Source organism: Streptomyces sp. SID13726, from assembly GCF_010548375.1.
GTDB lineage: Bacteria > Actinomycetota > Actinomycetes > Streptomycetales > Streptomycetaceae > Streptomyces.
This window is the reverse complement of sequence record NZ_JAAGLY010000035.1, coordinates 53,153-72,906: the sequence shown is the minus strand read 5'-3', so window position 1 is coordinate 72,906 and position 19,754 is coordinate 53,153. Positions and strand designations below refer to the sequence as shown.

20 protein-coding genes are annotated in these 19,754 nt (G+C 71.9%); 14 read left to right on the top strand and 6 right to left on the bottom strand.

Annotated features, from left to right (window positions below):
• Positions 1 to 161 (bottom strand): helix-turn-helix domain-containing protein (locus G3I78_RS43810; RefSeq protein ID WP_343243993.1); only part of this gene is annotated, 161 nt, incomplete at its 3' end.
• Between the two features lie 62 nt (positions 162 to 223).
• Positions 224 to 1,909, bottom strand: a complete 1,686-nt coding sequence (locus tag G3I78_RS43805) for a translation initiation factor 2 (RefSeq protein WP_239158395.1) — start codon at positions 1,907 to 1,909, stop codon at positions 224 to 226.
• A gap of 94 nt (positions 1,910 to 2,003) precedes the next feature.
• Between G3I78_RS43805 and G3I78_RS43800 the strand changes: the two genes are divergently transcribed.
• The 6 genes from G3I78_RS43800 (at position 2,004) to G3I78_RS43775 (ending at position 7,556) form a co-directional block, all read left to right on the top strand.
• On the top strand, positions 2,004 to 2,444 hold the full coding sequence (locus G3I78_RS43800; RefSeq protein WP_164435546.1) for a hypothetical protein: 441 nt from the start codon (positions 2,004 to 2,006) through the stop codon (positions 2,442 to 2,444).
• A 151-nt stretch (positions 2,445 to 2,595) separates the two neighbouring features.
• Entirely contained in the window at positions 2,596 to 4,038 is a 1,443-nt protein-coding gene (locus tag G3I78_RS43795; RefSeq protein ID WP_164435555.1) for a GuaB1 family IMP dehydrogenase-related protein, read from the top strand.
• A 118-nt stretch (positions 4,039 to 4,156) separates the two neighbouring features.
• Complete coding sequence (locus tag G3I78_RS43790; protein WP_164435544.1) at positions 4,157 to 4,672, top strand: GNAT family N-acetyltransferase; 516 nt, start codon at positions 4,157 to 4,159, stop codon at positions 4,670 to 4,672.
• A 15-nt stretch (positions 4,673 to 4,687) separates the two neighbouring features.
• Entirely contained in the window at positions 4,688 to 5,074 is a 387-nt protein-coding gene (locus G3I78_RS43785) for a hypothetical protein (RefSeq protein ID WP_164435542.1), read from the top strand.
• A gap of 552 nt (positions 5,075 to 5,626) precedes the next feature.
• Positions 5,627 to 7,093 (top strand): amino acid permease, encoded by a 1,467-nt coding sequence (locus G3I78_RS43780; protein ID WP_164435540.1) that lies wholly within the window; start codon positions 5,627 to 5,629, stop codon positions 7,091 to 7,093.
• Positions 7,094 to 7,103: 10 nt separating this feature from the next.
• Entirely contained in the window at positions 7,104 to 7,556 is a 453-nt protein-coding gene (locus G3I78_RS43775; protein WP_164435538.1) for an Lrp/AsnC family transcriptional regulator, read from the top strand.
• Here G3I78_RS43775 and G3I78_RS43770 read toward each other — a convergent pair.
• Positions 7,549 to 8,007, bottom strand: coding sequence for a hypothetical protein (locus G3I78_RS43770; protein ID WP_164435536.1), 459 nt, complete (start codon positions 8,005 to 8,007; stop codon positions 7,549 to 7,551). The two genes, G3I78_RS43775 and G3I78_RS43770, sit on opposite strands and share 8 nt — an antisense overlap.
• Before the next feature lie 242 nt (positions 8,008 to 8,249).
• Entirely contained in the window at positions 8,250 to 8,990 is a 741-nt protein-coding gene (locus G3I78_RS43765; protein WP_164435535.1) for a GntR family transcriptional regulator, read from the bottom strand.
• 211 nt (positions 8,991 to 9,201) lie between these two features.
• On the opposite strand from G3I78_RS43765, the gene G3I78_RS43760 reads away from it, so the two are divergent.
• The 8 genes from G3I78_RS43760 (at position 9,202) to G3I78_RS43725 (ending at position 18,541) form a co-directional block, all read left to right on the top strand.
• Entirely contained in the window at positions 9,202 to 10,356 is a 1,155-nt protein-coding gene (locus tag G3I78_RS43760; protein WP_164435533.1) for an extracellular solute-binding protein, read from the top strand.
• Positions 10,353 to 11,249 carry an ABC transporter permease subunit gene (locus G3I78_RS43755; protein WP_164435531.1) on the top strand — a complete coding sequence of 299 codons (897 nt, stop codon included), beginning with the start codon at positions 10,353 to 10,355 and terminating at the stop codon, positions 11,247 to 11,249. Before G3I78_RS43760 ends, G3I78_RS43755 begins: the two co-directional genes overlap by 4 nt.
• Positions 11,237 to 12,049, top strand: a complete 813-nt coding sequence (locus G3I78_RS43750) for an ABC transporter permease subunit (RefSeq protein ID WP_164435529.1) — start codon at positions 11,237 to 11,239, stop codon at positions 12,047 to 12,049. Before G3I78_RS43755 ends, G3I78_RS43750 begins: the two co-directional genes overlap by 13 nt.
• A gap of 3 nt (positions 12,050 to 12,052) precedes the next feature.
• Entirely contained in the window at positions 12,053 to 13,102 is a 1,050-nt protein-coding gene (locus tag G3I78_RS43745; protein ID WP_164435527.1) for an ABC transporter ATP-binding protein, read from the top strand.
• Between the two features lie 56 nt (positions 13,103 to 13,158).
• Positions 13,159 to 14,586 (top strand): HAD-IA family hydrolase, encoded by a 1,428-nt coding sequence (locus tag G3I78_RS43740; protein WP_164435525.1) that lies wholly within the window; start codon positions 13,159 to 13,161, stop codon positions 14,584 to 14,586.
• 105 nt (positions 14,587 to 14,691) lie between these two features.
• Complete coding sequence (locus tag G3I78_RS43735; protein ID WP_164435523.1) at positions 14,692 to 15,906, top strand: MFS transporter; 1,215 nt, start codon at positions 14,692 to 14,694, stop codon at positions 15,904 to 15,906.
• 116 nt (positions 15,907 to 16,022) lie between these two features.
• The gene (locus G3I78_RS43730; RefSeq protein WP_164435521.1) at positions 16,023 to 16,811 is read left to right on the top strand and encodes a carbon-nitrogen hydrolase family protein; all 789 of its coding nucleotides are present in this window, start codon (positions 16,023 to 16,025) and stop codon (positions 16,809 to 16,811) included.
• Between the two features lie 32 nt (positions 16,812 to 16,843).
• A complete protein-coding gene (locus tag G3I78_RS43725) occupies positions 16,844 to 18,541 on the top strand; it encodes an NAD(P)/FAD-dependent oxidoreductase (RefSeq protein WP_164435519.1) in 1,698 nt (565 codons plus the stop codon).
• Positions 18,542 to 18,547: 6 nt separating this feature from the next.
• Here G3I78_RS43725 and G3I78_RS43720 read toward each other — a convergent pair whose 3' ends face one another.
• Positions 18,548 to 18,919, bottom strand: coding sequence for a DUF6059 family protein (locus tag G3I78_RS43720; RefSeq protein WP_164435517.1), 372 nt, complete (start codon positions 18,917 to 18,919; stop codon positions 18,548 to 18,550).
• Positions 18,920 to 19,019: 100 nt separating this feature from the next.
• Positions 19,020 to 19,706: a DUF5995 family protein gene (locus tag G3I78_RS43715; protein ID WP_164435515.1), complete on the bottom strand. Its 687-nt coding sequence runs from the start codon at positions 19,704 to 19,706 to the stop codon at positions 19,020 to 19,022.
• Positions 19,707 to 19,754: the final 48 nt, after the last annotated feature.

Below are 19,754 nucleotides of genomic sequence, written 5' to 3'. Positions count from 1 at the left end.
TTCACCGTGGAGCGAGCCACCCCCAACTCCCGCGCCACGGCACTGTTGGACTGCCCCGTGGCACACTCCAGGACGATCCGCGCCCGCTTGGCCAAGCCCTGAGCGGTCTTCCGGCGGTTCGCCCATCTCTCAAGCACCCTCCGCTCATCCTCGGACAGCACGAGCGGGTCTAACCGCGGTGCAGGCACACCACCATCAGACCGCAGAACTCAAGACCAGGACACTAGGCGGGGGCCGCCGCTTCCTGCGGGCTCGCGGGGGACAGGTGTACGTCGAAGCGCTGGCTGCCGACGGCGCAGGCGAGCCGAGTCGGTGTCTCGGCTGCGAGGGTGGCGTGCACCGCGGAGAGGATGGCGGGTAGCTGGTCCGCCGTGCCGTTGGCCGGGGAGACGCGGGCTGAGAGCAGCGGGCCGTTGCGGGGGCGCACGAGTGCGTGGGTGGGCGAGAGGACGACGGCCGCGGTGCGGCGGCCGCCCGGGTTCTCCGCCAGGACATCACGGGTCCAGTCGGCCACCGGGACCGTCGCCCCGCCGCCCGGCCTGCGGTACAGCAGCGCGGCGGCCTGCCGGTGACGTGCGCTCGCCTCGCCCACCTGGGCGGCCAAGTGGTGGGCGGGGGAAGGCGGTTCGAGGTGGGCCGGGTGCCGGGTCACGTGGACGGTCCCGTCCTTGCCGTGGCGGACGCACACCGAGAAGGCCGCCGGCAGGGCTGACAGCGGGAGCGGTGCCGGGTCGGGGAGCAGACGGGGAACGACGGCCACGTCCGGCACTTCGAGGCCGAGGAGGTCGTAGACCTGGGTGCGCAGGAGGTCGAGAGCGCGGCCCTGTTCGGCGAAGACGGTCTCGCTGAGGGTGCGGGTGCCGCCCGGCTGGCTTGTGGCCACGGAAAAGTCTGCGGGGCCGGTGAATCGCGGGACGGTGTCGAGGAGTTGGGCCATGGGGCTGTCCGGGAGCAGTTCCGTGCCGCCGTCGTAGGCGCCGAGGAGGGGGCGGTCGAGGGCGGCGGCGTACAGGGCCGCGGAGCCGTGGTCGGTGACGAGGACGTCCGAGGCGATGACGACCGAGGCCCACTCCTCGTAGGTGTCGGGCAGGAGCAGGCCGGCCTGGATGGCGGGGGCCAGTTGCTGCCGGAGGTCGAACTCGCTTCGGCGGGCACGCTCGTTGGGGTGCAGGACGAGGGCGAGCTGGTACTCGTCGTACGGCAGCGCCGCCGCGAGGTCGGTGGGGAGAGCGGGGCGGCGGGCCAGGAGGGACTCCTCGCCCCAGGTCGACAGGAGGGTGACGAGGGTGCGGGTGCCGGTGCGCAGGGCGGCGCGGTAACGGGCGCGGCGGTCACGGGAGTCCAGCAGGCGTTCGAGGAGCGGGTCGCCGACGACGGCCGCGCGGGCGGCGGCAGCGGGGCTGGTGTCGGCCAGGCGGGCTGTCTGTGCCGGGTGGGCGTAGAGGTAGCGGTCGGCGAGGGGCGCGCCGTCGGGGAGGAGGAGGTGCGCCGGATCGAGGCCGGACGCGGAGTCCTCGGTGCCGTCGCCGGCTATGGACTTGTTGAAGCCCGCGCCGTGCGGGAGCAGGACCCGGGGGCCGTGCAGGGCGTGCAGGTCGCCCTTGGGGCCGGCGGCGAGGATCAGGTCGAAGGAGCGGGACGTCGCCCGGGACCAGGGGAGGGTGCGGGCACCGGCGCACTCGACGGCGCTGAGGGCGGACAGGGAGAAGTCGGAGCCGGGGACGAGGGTGAACCAGTGCTCGACGCGATCGTCACCCGCGAACACCGGGAGCGTGTCGAGCAGCCGGTGCAGCGCGTTCCGCGACCTGGCCGCGAACAGGACCGCCCTCCGGCCCTCGCGCCCGTCGCCCGTCGCCCGTCGCCCGTCGCCCGTCGCCCGTCGCCCGTCGCCCGTCGCCCGTCGCCACAACCTTCTCCAGTCTACCTGGCATGGACCTGGCGAATGGGGGTGTTTCCGCAGACCGGCCTGGTAGTGCGTGATCGTACTCGGCAGAATGCGCTGCATGAACGAGTGGATCGTCGCCCTGTCCGCGGCCCTCATAGGCGCCGGTTCCGCCCTCGCCGGGAGCGTGATCTCGGCCCGTTCCACACGTGCCGCCGGGGAGCGGCAGGCCGAGGCCGCTCTGGAGACGCTCCGGCTGACCATCGGGGAGCAGCGCGTCGCACGGGTCCACGACCAGCGTCGGCAGGCCTACGTCCGTTTCCTGGAGGCCGCCGACGCCGTGATCGAGACCCGGCGCACGGGCGAGGGGCAGGCCGGCGACGGCACGGATCTCCGACGCGCCTACAGCGTCGTACTCCTGGAAGGACCCGCCCGTCCGGCCGAGGCGGCGGGCGCGCTGCTCGCGAGGCTGCGGCAGCGGTCGTCCCTCGACGATCTCGATGCCGGGAGAAGTGAGTTCGTGGAGTCGGCCCGCGCGGCGCTCGCGACGGGTGGCGGCTGACGTTTGGAGCTTCCGCCCAAGACCCCCGCGAACTGCCTGGACGATCCGCCCGGGCATCGCATTCCGGCCGACATGGGACAATGAAGTACGTGCTCTTCCCCCTGGCTGACCTGTCCGGGGGCCACCTCTGATCGACTGGGATGTGCAGCACGTGCGTTTCCTCAACGACATCCAGCCCCCGTACGACCTGACGTACGACGACGTCTTCATGGTCCCGAGCCGCAGCGCCGTCGGTTCGCGGCAGGGCGTGGACCTCACCGCCCCGGACGGCACGGGCACCACGATCCCGCTGGTCGTCGCCAACATGACCGCCATCGCCGGGCGCCGGATGGCCGAGACGATGGCCCGGCGCGGTGGCCTGGTGGTCATCCCGCAGGACATCCCGATCGAGGTCGTCACCGAGGTCGTCTCCTGGGTGAAGAGCCGCCACCACGTCCTGGACACCCCGATCAGGCTGGCCCCGCACCAGACCGTCGCCGACGCGCTGGCCCTGCTGCCCAAGCGCGCGCACAACGCCGGTGTGGTCGTGGACGAGGACCAGCGGCCCGTCGGTGTCGTCACCGACCAGGACCTGACCGGTGTCGACCGGTTCACGCAGCTCGAACTCGTCATGTCCAAGGACCTGCTGCTGCTCGACGCGGACATCGACCCGGGCGAGGCCTTCGACCGCCTCGACGCGGCCAACCGGCGCTACGCCCCCGCCGTGGACCGGGAGGGCCGGCTGGCCGGCATCCTCACCCGCAAGGGCGCCCTGCGCGCCACGCTGTACACCCCGGCCGTGGACGCCCAGGGCAGGCTGCGCATCGCCGCCGCCGTCGGGATCAACGGCGATGTCGCGGGCAAGGCCAAGCTGCTGCTCGACGCGGGCGTGGACACGCTCGTCATCGACACGGCCCACGGCCACCAGGAGTCGATGATCAGCGCGATCAAGGTCGTACGGGCCCTCGATCCGCAGGTCCCGATCGTGGCCGGGAACATCGTGGCCGCCGAGGGTGTGCGGGATCTGATCGAGGCCGGCGCGGACATCATCAAGGTCGGGGTCGGCCCGGGCGCCATGTGCACCACGCGCATGATGACCGGCGTGGGCCGGCCGCAGTTCTCGGCGGTGCTGGAGTGCGCGGCCGAGGCGAAGAAGTACGGCAAGCACGTGTGGGCCGACGGCGGTGTACGGCACCCCCGTGATGTCGCCATGGCGCTGGCCGCCGGTGCGTCCAACGTGATGATCGGCTCGTGGTTCGCGGGCACCTACGAGTCGCCGGGCGACCTCCAGCAGGATGCCGGCGGGCGGCTCTACAAGGAGTCCTTCGGCATGGCCTCCGCGCGCGCGGTGCGCAACCGCACGTCCGAGGAGTCGTCGTACGACCGCGCCCGCAAGGCGCTCTTCGAGGAGGGCATCTCGACCTCCCGGATGTTCCTCGACCCGGCCCGGCCCGGTGTGGAGGACCTGATCGACTCGATCATCGCGGGCGTGCGTTCCTCGTGCACCTACGCCGGTGCGAACTCCCTCGCGGAGTTCGCCGAGAAGGCGGTCGTGGGCATCCAGAGCGCGGCCGGATACGCGGAGGGCAAGCCGTTGCACGCGAGTTGGAGCTGAGTGCGTCTCCCTGTGCCTCGCTGCGTCTCCCCGCGTCTCTCTGTGTCTCCCTGCGTCTGACTGCGGCCCCCGGTGAAAATCGGGGGCCGTTCGCGTTTCCGGGCCGTACGGTCGACGCATGGAGATCACCGTCTGCCGGGCCGCCGACGTGGCGTTACTCGACCGCTACATCCCCGCGCCCGGAATGCCGTCCTTCCACGCCCGGCGGTTCGCCCGGCAGGAGTCGGGCCAGTGCACGTACCTCGTCGCCTGGCTGGACGGGCGGCCCGTGGGACACACGGAGATGCGCTGGATCGGCTGCGCGGCGCCCGAGGTCACCCTGGACTGCCCCGAGATCGGCGGGCTCGGCGTCTGGCCCGAGGACCTGCGCTCGCGGGGGATCGGCACCGAGCTGATCCGGGCCGCCGAGGAACTGGCCCGGGAACGGGGCATCACCGTCGTGGGGATCGGGGTCGGGCGGGACAATCCGCGCGCGGCGGCCCTGTACGCGCGGCTCGGGTACCGGCCGGTGACCGACTACCTGGACCGCTACTCGTACGAGGACCGCGACGGCACGACCCGCGAGTGCGTCGACGCGTGCACCTTCCTCGTCAGGGAATTGCCGTCAGGTCACCTTGACGTCAAGCCTGCTTGACGAGAGCCTGGGTGCATGACGACACCCGAGAGCATCGAGCCGCAGTACACCCTGCTCACCGCCGTCTCCCGGCTCGACGAGCTGCGCATGCGCGAGGCGATGAGCGGCGACACGGACACCCCCGACCGGGCCGAACTGCTCGAACTCCTCGCACTGAGCGAGGTCGTGGCCCGCAAGGCGTCCTACGGCCGCCAGCTGACCGTGCGCTCGGCCCGCGAGGCCGGGGCCTCCTGGTCGCAGATCGGCGCCGCCCTCGGCACCAGCAAGCAGGCCGCGTGGGAGGCGCACACCCGCTGGATCGACGGCCAGGCGGCGGCGTACGGCCGGCCCGGACAGATGGGGTTCGACGCGGCGGACGTGGCGGAGGCGCGGGCGTTGGCGGGGGAGCCGGAGGAGCGGTGACGGCGGCTGCCGCCGGGGGTACACGGGGGGCTGGGTGATGAAGGCGGAGGTCGGCTGCTCGGCTTGCTGAACCCGGGTCGGCTGCTGCCTGGGCGGCGGCAGTGCAGGCGGGGCGCCGGGGTCGAGGTTGGGGGAGGGGCGGCGCGTGCCGGTCGGCAGCCATACCGGGGCTCCGAGCGCCCGCCGGCGGCGACATTCCGGCCGGCGCCCTGGAAAGCCGGTCGCCAGAGCCGTGGCCGGACTGCCGGGAGGCGCCGCCGGGTCGTCACTGCCGTGTCACTCACCAAGCCCTCGGCAAGCCCTCCCCAAGCCCCTGACCGGCACCGTCGCGCAACACTCGAAAGCCCCCGCGCAACGAACACCCGCCCGCCCCCGATGAACGCAACGATCTTGCGGAGACGCGCAAGGTTGCCGCATTACCCGCGCAACGCTCCGGCTCGTAAGGTCATGCGCTGTACGTGGTGTGGCGGGAACCCCGCTCGGTGGGTTCCCGCTCGCAGGGGTGCCGCCGGTTCCCGCCGCCCTGAGAGGCAGCGACAAAGGAGTCAGCGCGTGCTCGACCAAGGTGCACCCTCGCATCACCGCACCCAAGAAGGCCCCGCGTCCCCGGGGCTCGGCGCGCGCCTCATGCGGCGCAAACCCGTGGAACGCCTGGTCGCCGAGGGTGGTCAGGGTGAGGGAGGGGCCCTCCGGCGCTCCCTCGGACTGTGGCAGCTGACCATGATCAGCATCGGCGCCACCCTCGGTACCGGCATCTTCGTCGTCCTCGGCGAGGCGGTCCCCAAGGCCGGCCCGGCCGTCACCCTCTCCTTCGTGATCGCCGGTCTCACCGCCCTCTTCTCGGCCCTCTCCTACGCCGAGCTCGCGGGCACGATCCCGGTCGCCGGGTCCTCGTACTCGTACGCGTACGCAACCATGGGCGAACTGATCGCCTGGATCTGCGGCTGGTGCCTGGTCCTGGAGTACGGCGTCTCGGTCGCCGCCGTGGCCGTCGGCTGGGGCGAGTACCTGAACGAGCTGCTCGACGGGACCATGGGCGTCACCCTCCCGGACGCGCTGTCCGCCCCGCCCGGCGACGGCGGCGTCTTCAACCTCCCCGCCCTGATCGTCGTACTCCTCGCCATGGCGTTCCTGCTGGGCGGCGCCCGTGAGTCCGCCCGTGCCAACACCGTGATGGTCGTCGTGAAGATCGCCGCGCTGGTGCTGTTCTGCGCGATCGGCGTCCAGGGCTTCCGCTCCGGCAACTACGAGCACTTCATGCCGCTGGGCATGGCGGGCGTGAGCGCGGCCGGTGCCACGCTGTTCTTCTCGTACATCGGCTTCGACGCGGCCTCCACGGCTGGTGAGGAGGCGAAGAACGCCCAGCGCGACCTGCCGCGCGCGATCATGCTCTCGCTGGTCATCGTCACCGCGCTCTACGTCCTCGTCGCGGCCGTCGCCGTCGGCGCGAAGCCCTGGCAGCACTTCAACGACTCCGAGGCCGCGCTCGCCCAGATCATGCGCGAGGTGACCGGGCAGAGCTTCTGGGGCACGCTGCTGGCGTTCTGCGCGGTCATCGCCATCGCGAGCGTCGTCCTGACCGTGCTCTACGGCCAGACCCGCATCCTCTTCGCGATGTCCCGGGACGGACTCGTACCGAAGGTGTTCGCCCGGGTCCACCCGAGGACCGGCGCGCCCCGGGCCAACACGGTGATCGTGTCCCTGTTCTGCGGGGTGCTGGCCGCGGCGATCCCGCTCGGGCAGCTCGCCGACGCCACCAGCATCGGCACGCTCTTCGCCTTCGCGCTGGTCAACATCGCCGTCGTGGTGCTGCGCCGGACCCGTCCCGACATGCCCCGTACCTTCCGCGTCCCGCTCTCGCCGGTCTTCCCCGCGCTGGGCTTCGGCTTCTGCGTCTGGATGATGGGCAGCCTGTCGACCGTCACCTGGGTGGTCTTCGGGGTCTGGATGGCCGTCGGGCTCGTGTTCTACTTCGGGTACGGCCATCGCCGTTCCCGACTCGCAACACCCGAAGGCTGATCCACCCACCGTGCTGAACGATCTCGACGAAGCCATCGTGCACGCCCTCGCCGAGGACGCCCGCCGCTCCTACGCGGACATCGGGCAGATCGTCGGTCTCTCCGCGCCCGCGGTGAAGCGGCGCGTGGACCGGCTGCGTGCCACCGGAGCCATCACCGGCTTCACCGTACGGGTGGACCCGGCGGCCCTCGGCTGGGAGACCGAGGGGTTCGTCGAGATCTACTGCCGGCGCAACACCTCCCCGGAGACCATCCAGCGGGGCCTGGAGCGCTACCAGGAGGTCGTGGCCGCCTCCACGGTCACCGGCGAGGCGGACGCGGTCGTGCAGGTCTTCGCCTCGGACATGCGGCACTTCGAACGGGTCCTGGAACGGATCGCGGGCGAGCCCTTCGTGGAGCGCACCAAGTCGGTGCTGGTCCTCTCCCCGCTGCTGAGACGCTTCTCCTCGGGCTCGCCTACCTGACCCGCTCGGCCCGGCGCCGGGCCGCGTCCACCAGCCGCCCGGTGAGCAGGGCGTGCGCGCCGGAGGAGATCACCAGCAGCCGGTACAGCGCGCCGAACGGTCCGGGGAACCGGGCCCGGGTCTCGGCCCCCAGCCGGGTGCGGCCGCCATCGGTCTCCTCCAGACGGAAGACCAGGGCGTACGTCGAGAAGTGGTGCCGACCGACGAGGACCAGCTTCCGCCCCGGGACCGCGTCGGCCACCCGGAACCCGGGGAACGCGGACCCCGCGGTGAGCGGGCGTGGCCCGGACGCCGTGCGGTCGGCGACGCCCACGAGACGCCCGTAGCGGGCGGAGCGGGGGCGGTCGAAGGACTCCTCCAGGGTCTCCGTGAGCGCGCGCCAGACGGCTTCGGCCTCGGCCGCGACCAGTGTCGTGTGCTCGTCGATCCGGGGGAGCGCGGCGATGTTCACGGGGACCTCCGTCGCGGGTGGTGGTGCGACCCTGTGCGTGCGAGGAAAACGTCTTTGCGGTCGCCCGATGCGCACGGTAGCCCTGAGGGTGCGGGGCACCCGCCCCCGACCCGCCGGTCCGGCGATCGCCCGCCGTCCTGTCGTGACCTGGTCGGTGTGCTCGCCCGGAACGACCGCAGGTCGACGAAGGGCTGCTGTGCCGCGACACCGCCGCCCGGTACGCGCAGGCCTGAACGGGCCCTCTACTCCGCGGTCTTGCGGGCCAGCGCGTTGTTCCCTATCGAGTTGTGCACGCTGAAGCTCACCGCGTCCGAGCGGTACCGGTCGTCGGACCACTCCACCGGGCGGCCCTCCCGGGTGGTCGTCACCCGGCGGACCCGTAGGAGGGGGCTGGTGCGGCGGACCTCCAGCAGTTCCGCGTCCTGCGCGCCCGCGGCCACCGCGTCGATGACGTGCTCGCCGTAGGCGAAGACCAACCCCGAGTCGTCGTACAGGCGTTGGGTGACCGAGGGGCACTCCGGCTCGATGGTCTCGACGGTGGGGGAGATCCAGTCGGCGTACACCGTGCGCTCCAGCAACACCGGTTCGCCGTCCAGGCCGCGGACCCGCAGGACGTGCAACACCGGGGTGCCGACGGGCAGTTGGAGGCGCACCGAGTCCTCCTGCGAGGCCGGGCGGTACTCCTGCGCGACGACCTGGCCGGTCGCCTCGCGGCCCATCGCCCGGGCCCACTCGGCGAAGCTGCGCAGTTCGGCGAAGCTCTGGCTGCGGCGGCTGGCGAGGACCACGCGGCGGGCGCCCTGGCGGGAGCCGATCAGGCCCTCGGCGGTGAGCGCCGCGACCGCCTGCCGGACCGTCCCGCGCGAGACGCCGTAGTGCGCCGCGAGCTCCGTCTCGGCGGGCAGCAGACTGCCGACGGTGTACTCCTCGCGGTCGATCGCCCGGCGCAGTTCGTCGGCGATCTCCTCGTGTCGCGCCGTCATGCTTCCCCTCTGAGTCGATCACTGTGCACAGCGTGACCAGCCTAGTCGACGATTCGCGGGTTCCTGGGTGGCTCGAAATGTGCGGGAATTCGGGGGTCAACGTTTCGACGTTGTTTACGAACCGGACACCGGCGCCGGACTTACTGAGGCCAACTTGTTCAGACAAGTTCGCCTCATCTCCTGCACCCTCGCGCGTCCCCCTGGAGAAGCCGTGACCGTGTCACTGCCGAGAACCGCCGCCCTCGGTGTTCTCGCCGCCCTCGCCGCCCTCGCCCTGAGCGCCTGTGGCGCCGCCCCCGACACCGCGTCGACCACCGCCGACGGCAAGAACGCCGCCACCGCGGCCTCCGCCGCCGACTTCGGCGGCATGGACAAGCTGGTCGCCGCGGCCAAGAAGGAGGGCACGCTCAACGCCATCGCGCTGCCCCGCGACTGGGCCAACTACGGTGCCCTGATCGACGGCTTCCAGAAGAAGTACGGCATCAAGATCTCCGTCGAGAACCCGGACGGCTCCAGCCAGGACGAGATCAACGCCGTCACCTCGCGGAAGGGCCAGGACCGCGCCCCCGACGTCCTCGACCTCGGCAGCTCCTTCGCGATCAGCGCCGCCCAGCAGGGCCTGCTCGCGCCGTACAAGGTGGCGTCGTACGACGACATCCCGACCGGGCAGAAGGACGCGCAGGCCCGCTGGTACAACGACTACGGCGGCTACATCTCCATCGGCTGCGACGCGAAGCGGGTCAAGACCTGCCCCACCACCTTCGCCGACCTGCTCAAGCCGCAGTACAAGGGCCAGGTCGCCCTCAACGGCAACCCCACCAAGTCCGGTTCGGCCTTCGGCGGTGTCTACGCGGCGGCCCTCGCGAGCGGCGGCTCCTTCGACGACATCCAGCCCGGCCTCGACTTCTTCGCCAAGCTGAAGAAGAACGGCAACTACACGCCCGTCGAGTCCACCCCGGCGACCGTCGAGAAGGGCGAGACGCCGATCAGCATCGACTGGGACTACCTGAACGCCGGGTACGCCGACGAGTTCAAGTCCAAGGGTGTCGACTGGAAGGTCGCGGTCCCGACCGACGGCCAGTTCTCGCAGTACTACTCCCAGGCCATCAACAAGGATGCCCCGCACCCGGCGGCCGCCCGCCTGTGGCAGGAGTACCTCTACAGCGCCGAGGGCCAGAACCTGTGGCTCAAGGGGTACGCCCGTCCGGCGCTGATGACCGCCATGGAGAAGGCCGGCACCCTCGACAAGACCGCCGCGGCCAAGCTGCCCGCGGTCTCCGGCACCCCGTCCTTCCCGACCGAGGCCCAGCAGGACAAGGCCAAGACGGCCATCGCCGAGGGCTGGGCGAAGGCCATCTCCGGATGACGGCCACCCTCCCGCGGGTCGGCTCGGCGCCCGCCGCTTCGGTGAAGCGGCGGCGCCGGTCGCTCGGCTGGCTCGCCGTCGTCCCGCTGCTCGCCTTCACCGCCGTCGCCTTCGGGCTCCCCGCCTGGGCCGTCCTGGACGGCGCCTTCACCGCCAAGGACCAGGCCACCGGCGCCACTTCGTACACCGTCGACAACCTGACGACCTCCCTCCAGGGCGCCTATCTGACGGCCCTGGTCGGCAGTGTCAAGCTGTCCGCGGTGTCCGCGGGCCTCGCGACCCTGCTCGGACTGCCGCTCGCCCAGGCCGTCGTGACCTCCCGGCACCGCGCGCTGCGCGAAGGAGTGCTCACCGCTTCCGGGGTCCTCGCCAACTTCGGCGGTGTCCCGCTGGCCTTCGCCTTCGTCGCCACACTCGGCAACGCGGGCGTGCTCACCCGCCACCTGAGCCTCAAGGACACCGGCTGGGACCTCTACAGCTTCTGGGGACTGGTCGTCGTCTACCTGTACTTCCTGATCCCGCTGATGGTCCTCACCATCACCCCGGCCCTGGAGGGACTGCGCCTCCAGTGGCGGGAGGCCGCGCAGAACAACGGCGCGACCACCCTCCAGTACTGGCTGCATGTCGCCCTGCCCGTGCTGCTGCCCACCCTCCTCGGCGGGTTCGTGCTGCTCTTCGGCAGCGCCTTCGCGGCCTACGCCACCGCAGCCGCGATCATGGGCAGTTCGATCCCGCTGATCACCATGCAGATCGCCGACGCCCTCTCCGGCAACGTGCTCGTCGGCCAGGAGAACGTGGCGCTCGCCCTCAGCCTCGACATGATCCTCGTCGCGGGCGTGGTCATGGCCGTGTACCTGCCCCTCCAGCGGAGGAGTGCCCGATGGCTCGCCTGAACCCGTGGCGGTGGGGCGTCTACGGCCTCGCCGGCCTGTACTTCCTGGTCCCGCTCGCCGCGTCCGTCGTCTTCACGGTCGACGTGCCGAACCAGGGCATCACCTTCGACGCCTACACCCAGATCTTCGCCACCGGCGGCTTCGGCTCCAGCCTGTTGCTCTCGCTGGAACTGGCCCTCGTCACCATCGCCCTCGTCCTGCTGCTGATGGTGCCCGCCATGGTCGCGCTGCGGCTCGGCGCGCCCCGGCTGCGGCCGGTCGTCGAGATCGTGTGCTCGCTGCCGCTGGTGGTGCCGCCGATCGCGTTCGTCGCCGGTATCGTCACCGTCCTCAAGTGGGGGCCCGAACACCTCTCGCGCACCCCGCTGTTCGAGACCTTCGTGGCGATCCAGAACCCGACGTTCCCGGTCGTGCTCGTCCTCGCGTACGTCGTGATGGCGCTGCCCTTCGTGTACCGGGCGCTGGACGCGGGCCTGCGTGCCGTCGACGTCCGCACCCTCGTCGAGGCCGCCCGCAGCTGCGGCGCGAGCTGGCCGCAGGCCCTGGTCCGGGCCGTCCTGCCCAACCTGCGCGGCGCCCTGCTCAACGCCTCCTTCCTCACCCTGGCCCTGGTGCTCGGCGAGTTCACCGTGGCCCAGCTCCTCGGCTTCCAGCCCTTCGCGGTGTGGATCGTCAACGTCAGTGGCTCGCAGGCCCAGTTGTCGGTCGCCGTGTCCGTGATGAGCCTGCTCGTGACGTGGGTGCTGCTGCTCGTCCTGGCCGGCTTCGGCGGCCGTACCCGTACTACCTCCCGGGGATGACCCATGCTTGAAACAGCGGCAACCATCGAATTCCGGGGCCTGCGCAGGGAGTTCGGCCCGACCGTGGCCCTCGACGGCCTCGACCTGACCGTGGAGCCCGGTGAGCTGGTCGCGCTGCTCGGCCCCTCGGGCTGCGGCAAGACCACCGCGCTCAGGATGCTCGCCGGCTTCGAACACCCCGACTCCGGCCAGGTGCTGGTGGACGGCGAGGACGTCACCCGGGTCCCGGCGCACCGCCGGGACGCCGGGATGGTCTTCCAGTCGTACAGCCTCTTCCCGCATCTCGACGCGCTCGACAACGTGGCCTTCGGACTGCGGATGCGCAAGACCCGTACGGCCGAACGGCGGGCGCGTGCCGCCGAGTTGCTGGAGCTGGTCGGCCTCGGCGACAAGAGCGGGCGGTACCCGCACCAGCTCTCCGGCGGCCAGCAGCAGCGTGTGGCGCTGGCCCGCGCGCTCGCCCTGCGTCCCCGGGTACTGCTTCTCGACGAGCCCCTCTCGGCGCTGGACGCCAAGGTGCGGCTCAGCCTCCGCGAGGAGATCCGGCGGCTCCAGCAGGAACTCGGCATCACCACCCTGTTCGTCACCCACGACCAGGAGGAGGCCCTGTCCATGGCGGACCGGGTCGCCGTGATGCACGCCGGGAAGCTCGAACAGTGCGCGGCCCCGGCCGAGTTGTACGGCCGTCCCGCCACCGCCTTCGTCGCCGAGTTCGTGGGCACGATGAGCCGGATCCCCGGGCGGCTGGTCCAGGACACGGTCGACGTGCTCGGGCAGCGGCTGCCGGTCGACGGCCCGGTGCCGTCCGCGACCGAGGTCGACGTGCTGGTGCGCCCTGAGGCCGTGCGGGTGCGGGCCGAGGCCGACGGGAAGTCCCGTGTGGTCGCCACGTCCTTCCTGGGCGCCGCCGTCCGCGTCACCGTCCGGCTCGCCGACGGCACCGAGGTCAAGGCCGACCTGCCCGCCCACGAGTCCGCCGAACTCACCGCCGGTTCCGCGGTGAGCGTGTCGCTGCCCGAACGGCCGGTGCTGGTGGCGGAACGTACCCACTGATCCCCCCTCGCACGAATCCCCCCCCCACGAACTCCTCCCCCACGAAAGAGAGAACCGTGAGCCGACTCCCGCTCCAGGCCGTCCTGTTCGACATGGACGGCACGCTCGTCGACACCGAGCGGCTCTGGTGGGAGGCGGTGGAACAGGTCGCGGGGCGGAAGCTGACCGAGGCGGACCGGCCCGACGTGCTCGGCCGCCCGGTCGAGCACACCGCCGCCTGGCTGGCCGCGGCCGGCGGCGTCCCGGCCGCGGACCTCGCCGACACCCTGCACCGGGAGTTCGCGGACCGCGTCCGCACCGGTGTGGTGCCCCGCCCAGGCGCGCTCGACCTGCTCGACGCGCTGGCCCGGGAGAAGGTCCCCACCGCCCTGGTCACCGCGTCGCCCCGGTCCGTCGCCGACACCGTCCTCGAAGTCCTCGGCGCGAGCCGGTTCGCCGTCTCCGTCACCGCCGACGACACCGAGCACACCAAGCCCGCCCCCGACCCGTACCTCGCCGCCTGCCGTGCCCTCGGCGTGGAGCCCGCGAGCTGCGTGGCCGTCGAGGACACGGAGACCGGTGTCCGCTCCGCCGAGGCGGCCGGATGCGCGGTCCTCGCCGTCCCCTCGCTGGCCCCGATAGCGGCGGCCCCGGGCCGTACGGTCCTGGCCGGTCTGGAGGGCGTCACCGTGACCCGGCTGCGCGCCCTGCTGCCGTACCGCCTCCGCGTGATGACCTGGAACCTCTGGTACGGCGGCACCAAGGTCCACGACCACCGGGCCAAGCAGCTCAAGGCCATCGCCGAGACCGACGTGGACGTGGTCGGGCTCCAGGAGACGTACGGCACCGCCGCCGGGGAACTCGCCGAGGCGCTGGGCTGGCACCACCACAGCGCCGGCCCGAACCTCGGCGTGATCAGCCGCTTCCCGGTCACCGCCGTGCTCGGCGACCCGGACGTCGGGTTCTACGGGGCGGCCGGCGCGCGGATCGCCGTAGGGGAGCGGGAGGTCGAGGTGTGGACGGCCCACCTCGACTACGAGCGCTACGGTCCGTACGAGTCCGATCCGCTCGCCCACGAGGAGGTGCGGCTCGGGCAGATGCGGGACACCCTCGGCCGGATCGGGGACGCGCGGCCCGTCGTCCTCGTCGGTGACTTCAACTGCCCCTCCCACCTGGACTGGCCGGACGTCGAGTGGCCGGTGACCAAGGCGGCGGAGGAGGCGGGGTTCCGGGACTCCTTCCGCGAGGCCCGTCCCGATGCCGTACGGGAGCCGGGGCACACCTGGTCGCCGGTGCACGACGAGCGCGAGGACGGCGGCGAGGGGCCCGAGCCGCAGGACCGCATCGACTTCGTGCTGCACCGGGGGCTCACGGTCCTCGACTCGCGGACGTACGTCAGCGGCACGCCCCGGACCTGGCCGGACGTCGAGGAGAACGACTGGCCGTCCGACCACGCCGCCGTGATCACCACATTCTCGCTGGGCAGCGGGCCCGCGACTGTCTAGCATCGGTGTCATGACCTGGCGACATTGATCCACCCGCCGTGCCTCCCGAGGGCCGCCTCGGACGCCGTTCCGACGACGTCCGAACCGCCCTTCCGGGAAGGCCCCATGACACTCTCACCCGCACGTGTGCCCGCGACCGGCGTCCGCCGGCTGACGACCACGCTGTACGGCTACGCGTTCCTCGACGACCTCGTCCTGCTCTACCCCGTGTACGCGCTGCTGTTCGCCGACACCGGCCTGCCGCTCTGGCAGATCTCCTCGCTGTTCGCCCTGTGGTCCCTCACGGCCGTGGTGCTGGAGGTGCCCTCCGGCGCCTGGGCCGACACCGTCTCGCGGCGCAGGCTGCTGTGGATCGGCCCGCTGCTGACGGCCACCGGCTTCACGCTGTGGGTGACCGTCCCGTCGTACGGCGCCTTCGCGCTGGGCTTCGTGCTGTGGGGCGCCGGGGGCGCGCTCGGCTCCGGATCGCTGGAAGCCCTCGTGTACGACGAGATGGAGCGGCTCGGCGCCACCGACCGGTACGCGCGCGTGATGGGGCGGACCCGGGCGGCACGGCTGCTGGCCACGGTCGCGGCGATGGGGCTCGCCGGGCCGGTCCTCGCGCTGGGCGGCTACCCGGCCGTCGGTGCCGCGAGCGTCCTGGCCTGTCTGCTGGCAGCGGTCACCGCGACCCGGCTGCCGGAACACCGGGTCCCCGCCGAGAAGGGGAATACGCGCTGGTCGGCGACCCTGCGCGCCGGAGTCGCCGAGGCCCGCGCGGACCGGAGCGTCCGAGGCGCCCTGCTGCTGATCCCGGCCGTCGCCGCGGTGTGGGGCGCGCTCGACGAGTACGTCTCCCTGCTGATCCGCGACCTCGGGGTGGCCGAGGAGACCGTGCCCTACCTGGTCCTGCTGGTCTGGGCGATCGTCACCGTCGGCAGCCTGTTCGCCGGGCCCGCCGAACGCCTCGGCACCCGGGGACTCGCCGCGCTGATCGCCGGTGCCGCCCTCGCCCTGGCCGTCGGCGCCGGGATGCGCACCCCGGCCGGCATAGCCCTCGTGGGTCTCGCCTTCGCCGGCTTCCAGCTGGCCGAGGTGCTCGCCGACGTCCGCCTCCAGCACCGCATCGACGACGCCCGCCGGGCCACGCTCACCTCGGTGGCGAGCCTGGGCACGGAGCTGGTCACGGTCGCCGTGTTCGGGGCGTACACGCTGCTCGGCTCGTCCCTGGCGCACAGCACGGTCTTCGTGATCCTGTCCGTGCCGTATCTGGTGACGGCGCTGGTGCTGGGCGGGCGCCCGCGCAACGAATCGCCGCGGGAGGGCCGGCGCACGCAATGAACCGCTCACCGGCGCGCAACGGCTCCTCCTTGTCCGCCCAGGTGAGCCGCCCGTACCTTCTATATGGCCCGTCTACGTGGCCCCCACATCCACCTTCCGCCCGGTGAGGATCACGCATGCGCACCGCCCTGCTCCAGAGCTCCGGCCGCCCCGGCTCCGTCGAGGGGAACCTCAAGGTCCTCGACGAGGGCGCGGGCCGGGCCGCCGCCGCGGGTGCCGCACTGCTGGCCGCACCGGAGATGTTCCTCACCGGGTACGCGATCGGCGACGACGTGGCCCGACTCGCCTCGGCGGCCGACGGGGAGGAGGCCGACGCGGTCGCGGAGATCGCCGTCCGGCACGGCCTGGCGATCGCGTACGGCTACCCCGAGCGGTCCGGCGACGCCGTGTACAACTCCGCCCAGCTGATCTCCGCCGACGGCACCCGCCTCGCCAACTACCGCAAGACCCACCTCTTCGGCTGCTTCGAGCGCGACCGGTTCACACCGGGGGAACAGCCCGTCGTCCAGGCCGAGTTGGGCGGCCTCCGCGTCGGCCTCATGATCTGCTACGACGTCGAGTTCCCGGAGAACGTCCGCGCCCACGCCCTCGCCGGCACCGACCTGCTGATCGTCCCCACGGCCCAGATGCACCCGTTCCAGTTCGTCGCCGAGTCCCTGGTGCCGGTGCGGGCCTGGGAGAACCAGATGTACGTCGTCTACGTCAACCGGGTCGGCCGGGAAGGGGAGTTCGAGTTCGTCGGGCTCTCCGTGCTGGCCGGTCCCGACGGGGTGGCCCGGGCCCGTGCCGGACGCGGCGAGGAGCTGGTGTTCGCTGAGGCGGACCCCGGACTCCTGGCCGCGTCCCGCGAGGCGAACCCGTATCTGACCGACCGCAGGCCCGCCCTCTACGGGTCCCTCGTCTGAACCACCCCGTTGCTTCAAGGAGTTCGCACCCCATGACGTCCACCGTGCCCAACGCCGTCGAGCATGCGGACGAGCAGCAGCCGCCGATCACCATGTTCGGGCCGGACTTCCCGTACGCCTACGACGACTTCCTCGCCCACCCGGCGGGCCTCGGCCAGATCCCGGCGACCGGGCACGGCACCGAGGTCGCGGTGATCGGCGGCGGTCTCTCCGGCATCGTGGCCGCCTACGAGCTGATGAAGATGGGCCTCAAGCCGGTCGTGTACGAGGCCGACCGGATCGGCGGACGGCTGCGCACGGTGGGCTTCGACGGCTGCGACCCCTCGCTGACCGCGGAGATGGGCGCGATGCGCTTCCCGCCCTCCTCCACCGCGCTCCAGCACTACATCGACCTCGTCGGCCTCAAGACCCGTCCCTTCCCCAACCCCCTCGCGGAGACGACCCCTTCGACCGTCGTCGACCTCAAGGGCGAGTCCCACTACGCCGAGACGGTCGCCGACCTCCCGCAGGTCTACCGCGATGTCGCCGCCGCCTGGAGCAAGTGCCTCGAAGAGGGCGCCGACTTCACCGACATGAACCGCGCCCTGCGCGAGCGGGACGTGCCGCGCATCCGGGAGATCTGGGCCCGGCTCGTCGAGAAGCTCGACAACCAGACCTTCTACGGCTTCCTGTGCGACTCGGAGGCGTTCCGGTCCTTCCGGCACCGCGAGATCTTCGGCCAGGTCGGCTTCGGCACCGGCGGCTGGGACACCGACTTCCCCAACTCCATCCTGGAGATCCTGCGGGTCGTCTACACCGAGGCCGACGACCACCACCGCGGGATCGTGGGCGGCTCGCAGCAACTGCCGCTCAGGCTCTGGGAGCGCGAGCCGGAGAAGATCGTGCACTGGGCCTACGGCACCTCGCTGGCGAGCCTGCACGAGGGCGGCCAGCCCCGCCCGGCCGTGACCCGGCTGCACCGCACCGCGGGCAACCGGATCACCGTGACGGACGCCGACGGGGACATCCGCACCTACCAGGCGGCGATCTTCACCGCCCAGTCCTGGATGCTGCTCTCCAAGATCGCCTGCGACGACTCGCTCTTCCCGATCGATCACTGGACGGCGATCGAGCGCACCCACTACATGGAGTCCAGCAAGCTCTTCGTGCCCGTCGACCGGCCGTTCTGGCTGGACAAGGACGAGGAAACGGGTCGGGACGTCATGTCGATGACCCTCACCGACCGTATGACGCGCGGGACTTACCTCCTCGACGACGGCCCCGACAAGCCGGCCGTCATCTGCCTTTCCTACACCTGGTGCGACGACAGCCTGAAGTGGCTCCCGCTGTCCGCGAACGAGCGCATGGAGGTCATGCTCAAGTCGCTCGGCGAGATCTACCCGAACGTCGACATCAGGAAGCACGTCATCGGCAGCCCGGTGACCGTCTCCTGGGAGAACGAGCCTTATTTCATGGGCGCGTTCAAGGCGAACCTCCCCGGCCACTACCGCTACCAGCGCCGCCTCTTCACCCACTTCATGCAGGACCGCCTCCCCGAGGACAAGCGCGGCATCTTCCTCGCCGGCGACGACATCTCCTGGACGGCGGGCTGGGCGGAGGGCGCGATCCAGACGGCGCTGAACGCGGTCTGGGGCGTCATGCACCACTTCGGCGGCGGCACGGACGCGACCAACCCGGGGCCCGGGGACGTGTACGACGAGATCGCGCCGGTCGAACTTCCGGAGGACTGACGGGCGTCACCCGAGCGGCCGGGCGGGCGGGGCCTGACCCCCTGGGGCCTGACCCCCTGGGCCCCGGCCTCGGCTGCGGGCCCGGCTGTGGCTGTGGTTGTGGCTGAGGCCCCGGCTGTGACGACGGCGCGTCAGCCACCGGCCGCGGGCCAGGTCCGCTTCGAGGTGCCGCTCCAGCGCGGTCGGCGTGAGGTCCGGGCGCAGCCGCTCGGGATGCCCCGGAGGCGGAGCCGACCGGAGTCCGGGGCGCTGGTCGGGCCACAGGTCGGGGCACGGGTCGCGGTGGGGGATGCCGACATGGATGCTCCCCAGTGCGGCCAGAGCGCGTACCGCCGGTGCCACGACCCGGCCCTTGAGCCACCACCACAGGCGGTACATGGCCGCTCCTCCCGAACATGGCCGCTCCCCCTCAACTCCCGGGGAGGTCATGGTCGGAGAGGTGACTTGAGGACGGCTCGAGAAGCGCCGGGCGCCCGGGTCAGTCCGGCAGCGGTGTGAGCAGCATCCGCCCCGCGAAGCCCACCGCCGTGTCCAGGCGTTCGGTGAACTCCCCTGCCACGTCGGGCAGTCCGCGCAGCGCCCACAGGGCCCGTGCCGCGGTCCAGGTGGCGTCGCGGGCGCGGTCCAGGCTCCAGGAGCCGAGGAGATGGGTGAGCGGGTCGGCGATCTGGAGGAGGTCGGGGCCCGGCATCAGATCTTCGCGGATGCGCTCCTCCAGCGAGACGAGGAGGTCACCCACGCGGTCGAACTCGTCCTCCACGTCGGCGGGTTCGCAGCCGAGACTACGACAGGTGTCCACCACGGCGAGCGCCAGGTCGTGCCCGATGTGCGCGTTGATGCCCGCCAGCGCGAACTGCAGCGGTCGTACCCCGGGATGCCGGCGGAACTGGAACAGCGGGCGCCAGCAGGCCGGCGGACGGCCTTCGTGGCGCGCTTCGTCGACCGCCGTCAGATAGCGCTCCGCGAACCGCACGTCCAGCGTGATCGCGGCCCGCGCGTCCCCCAGCCGGCCGCTGTCGACGCACCGGTCGACCGCCTCGGTGACGGCCAGGTAGACGCGGTTGAAGACCGCGACGCCGTCCCGCTCCGGCAGGGCCTCCTCCAGGGCGCGCATGCGGGAGACGACCGTGTCGAGGGGAGTGGTGAACTGTTCCAATTGCGCCATAGCGGCAGGGTCCCAGTCCTAGGCTGGCCGGGGTACCGGCGGGCCCGA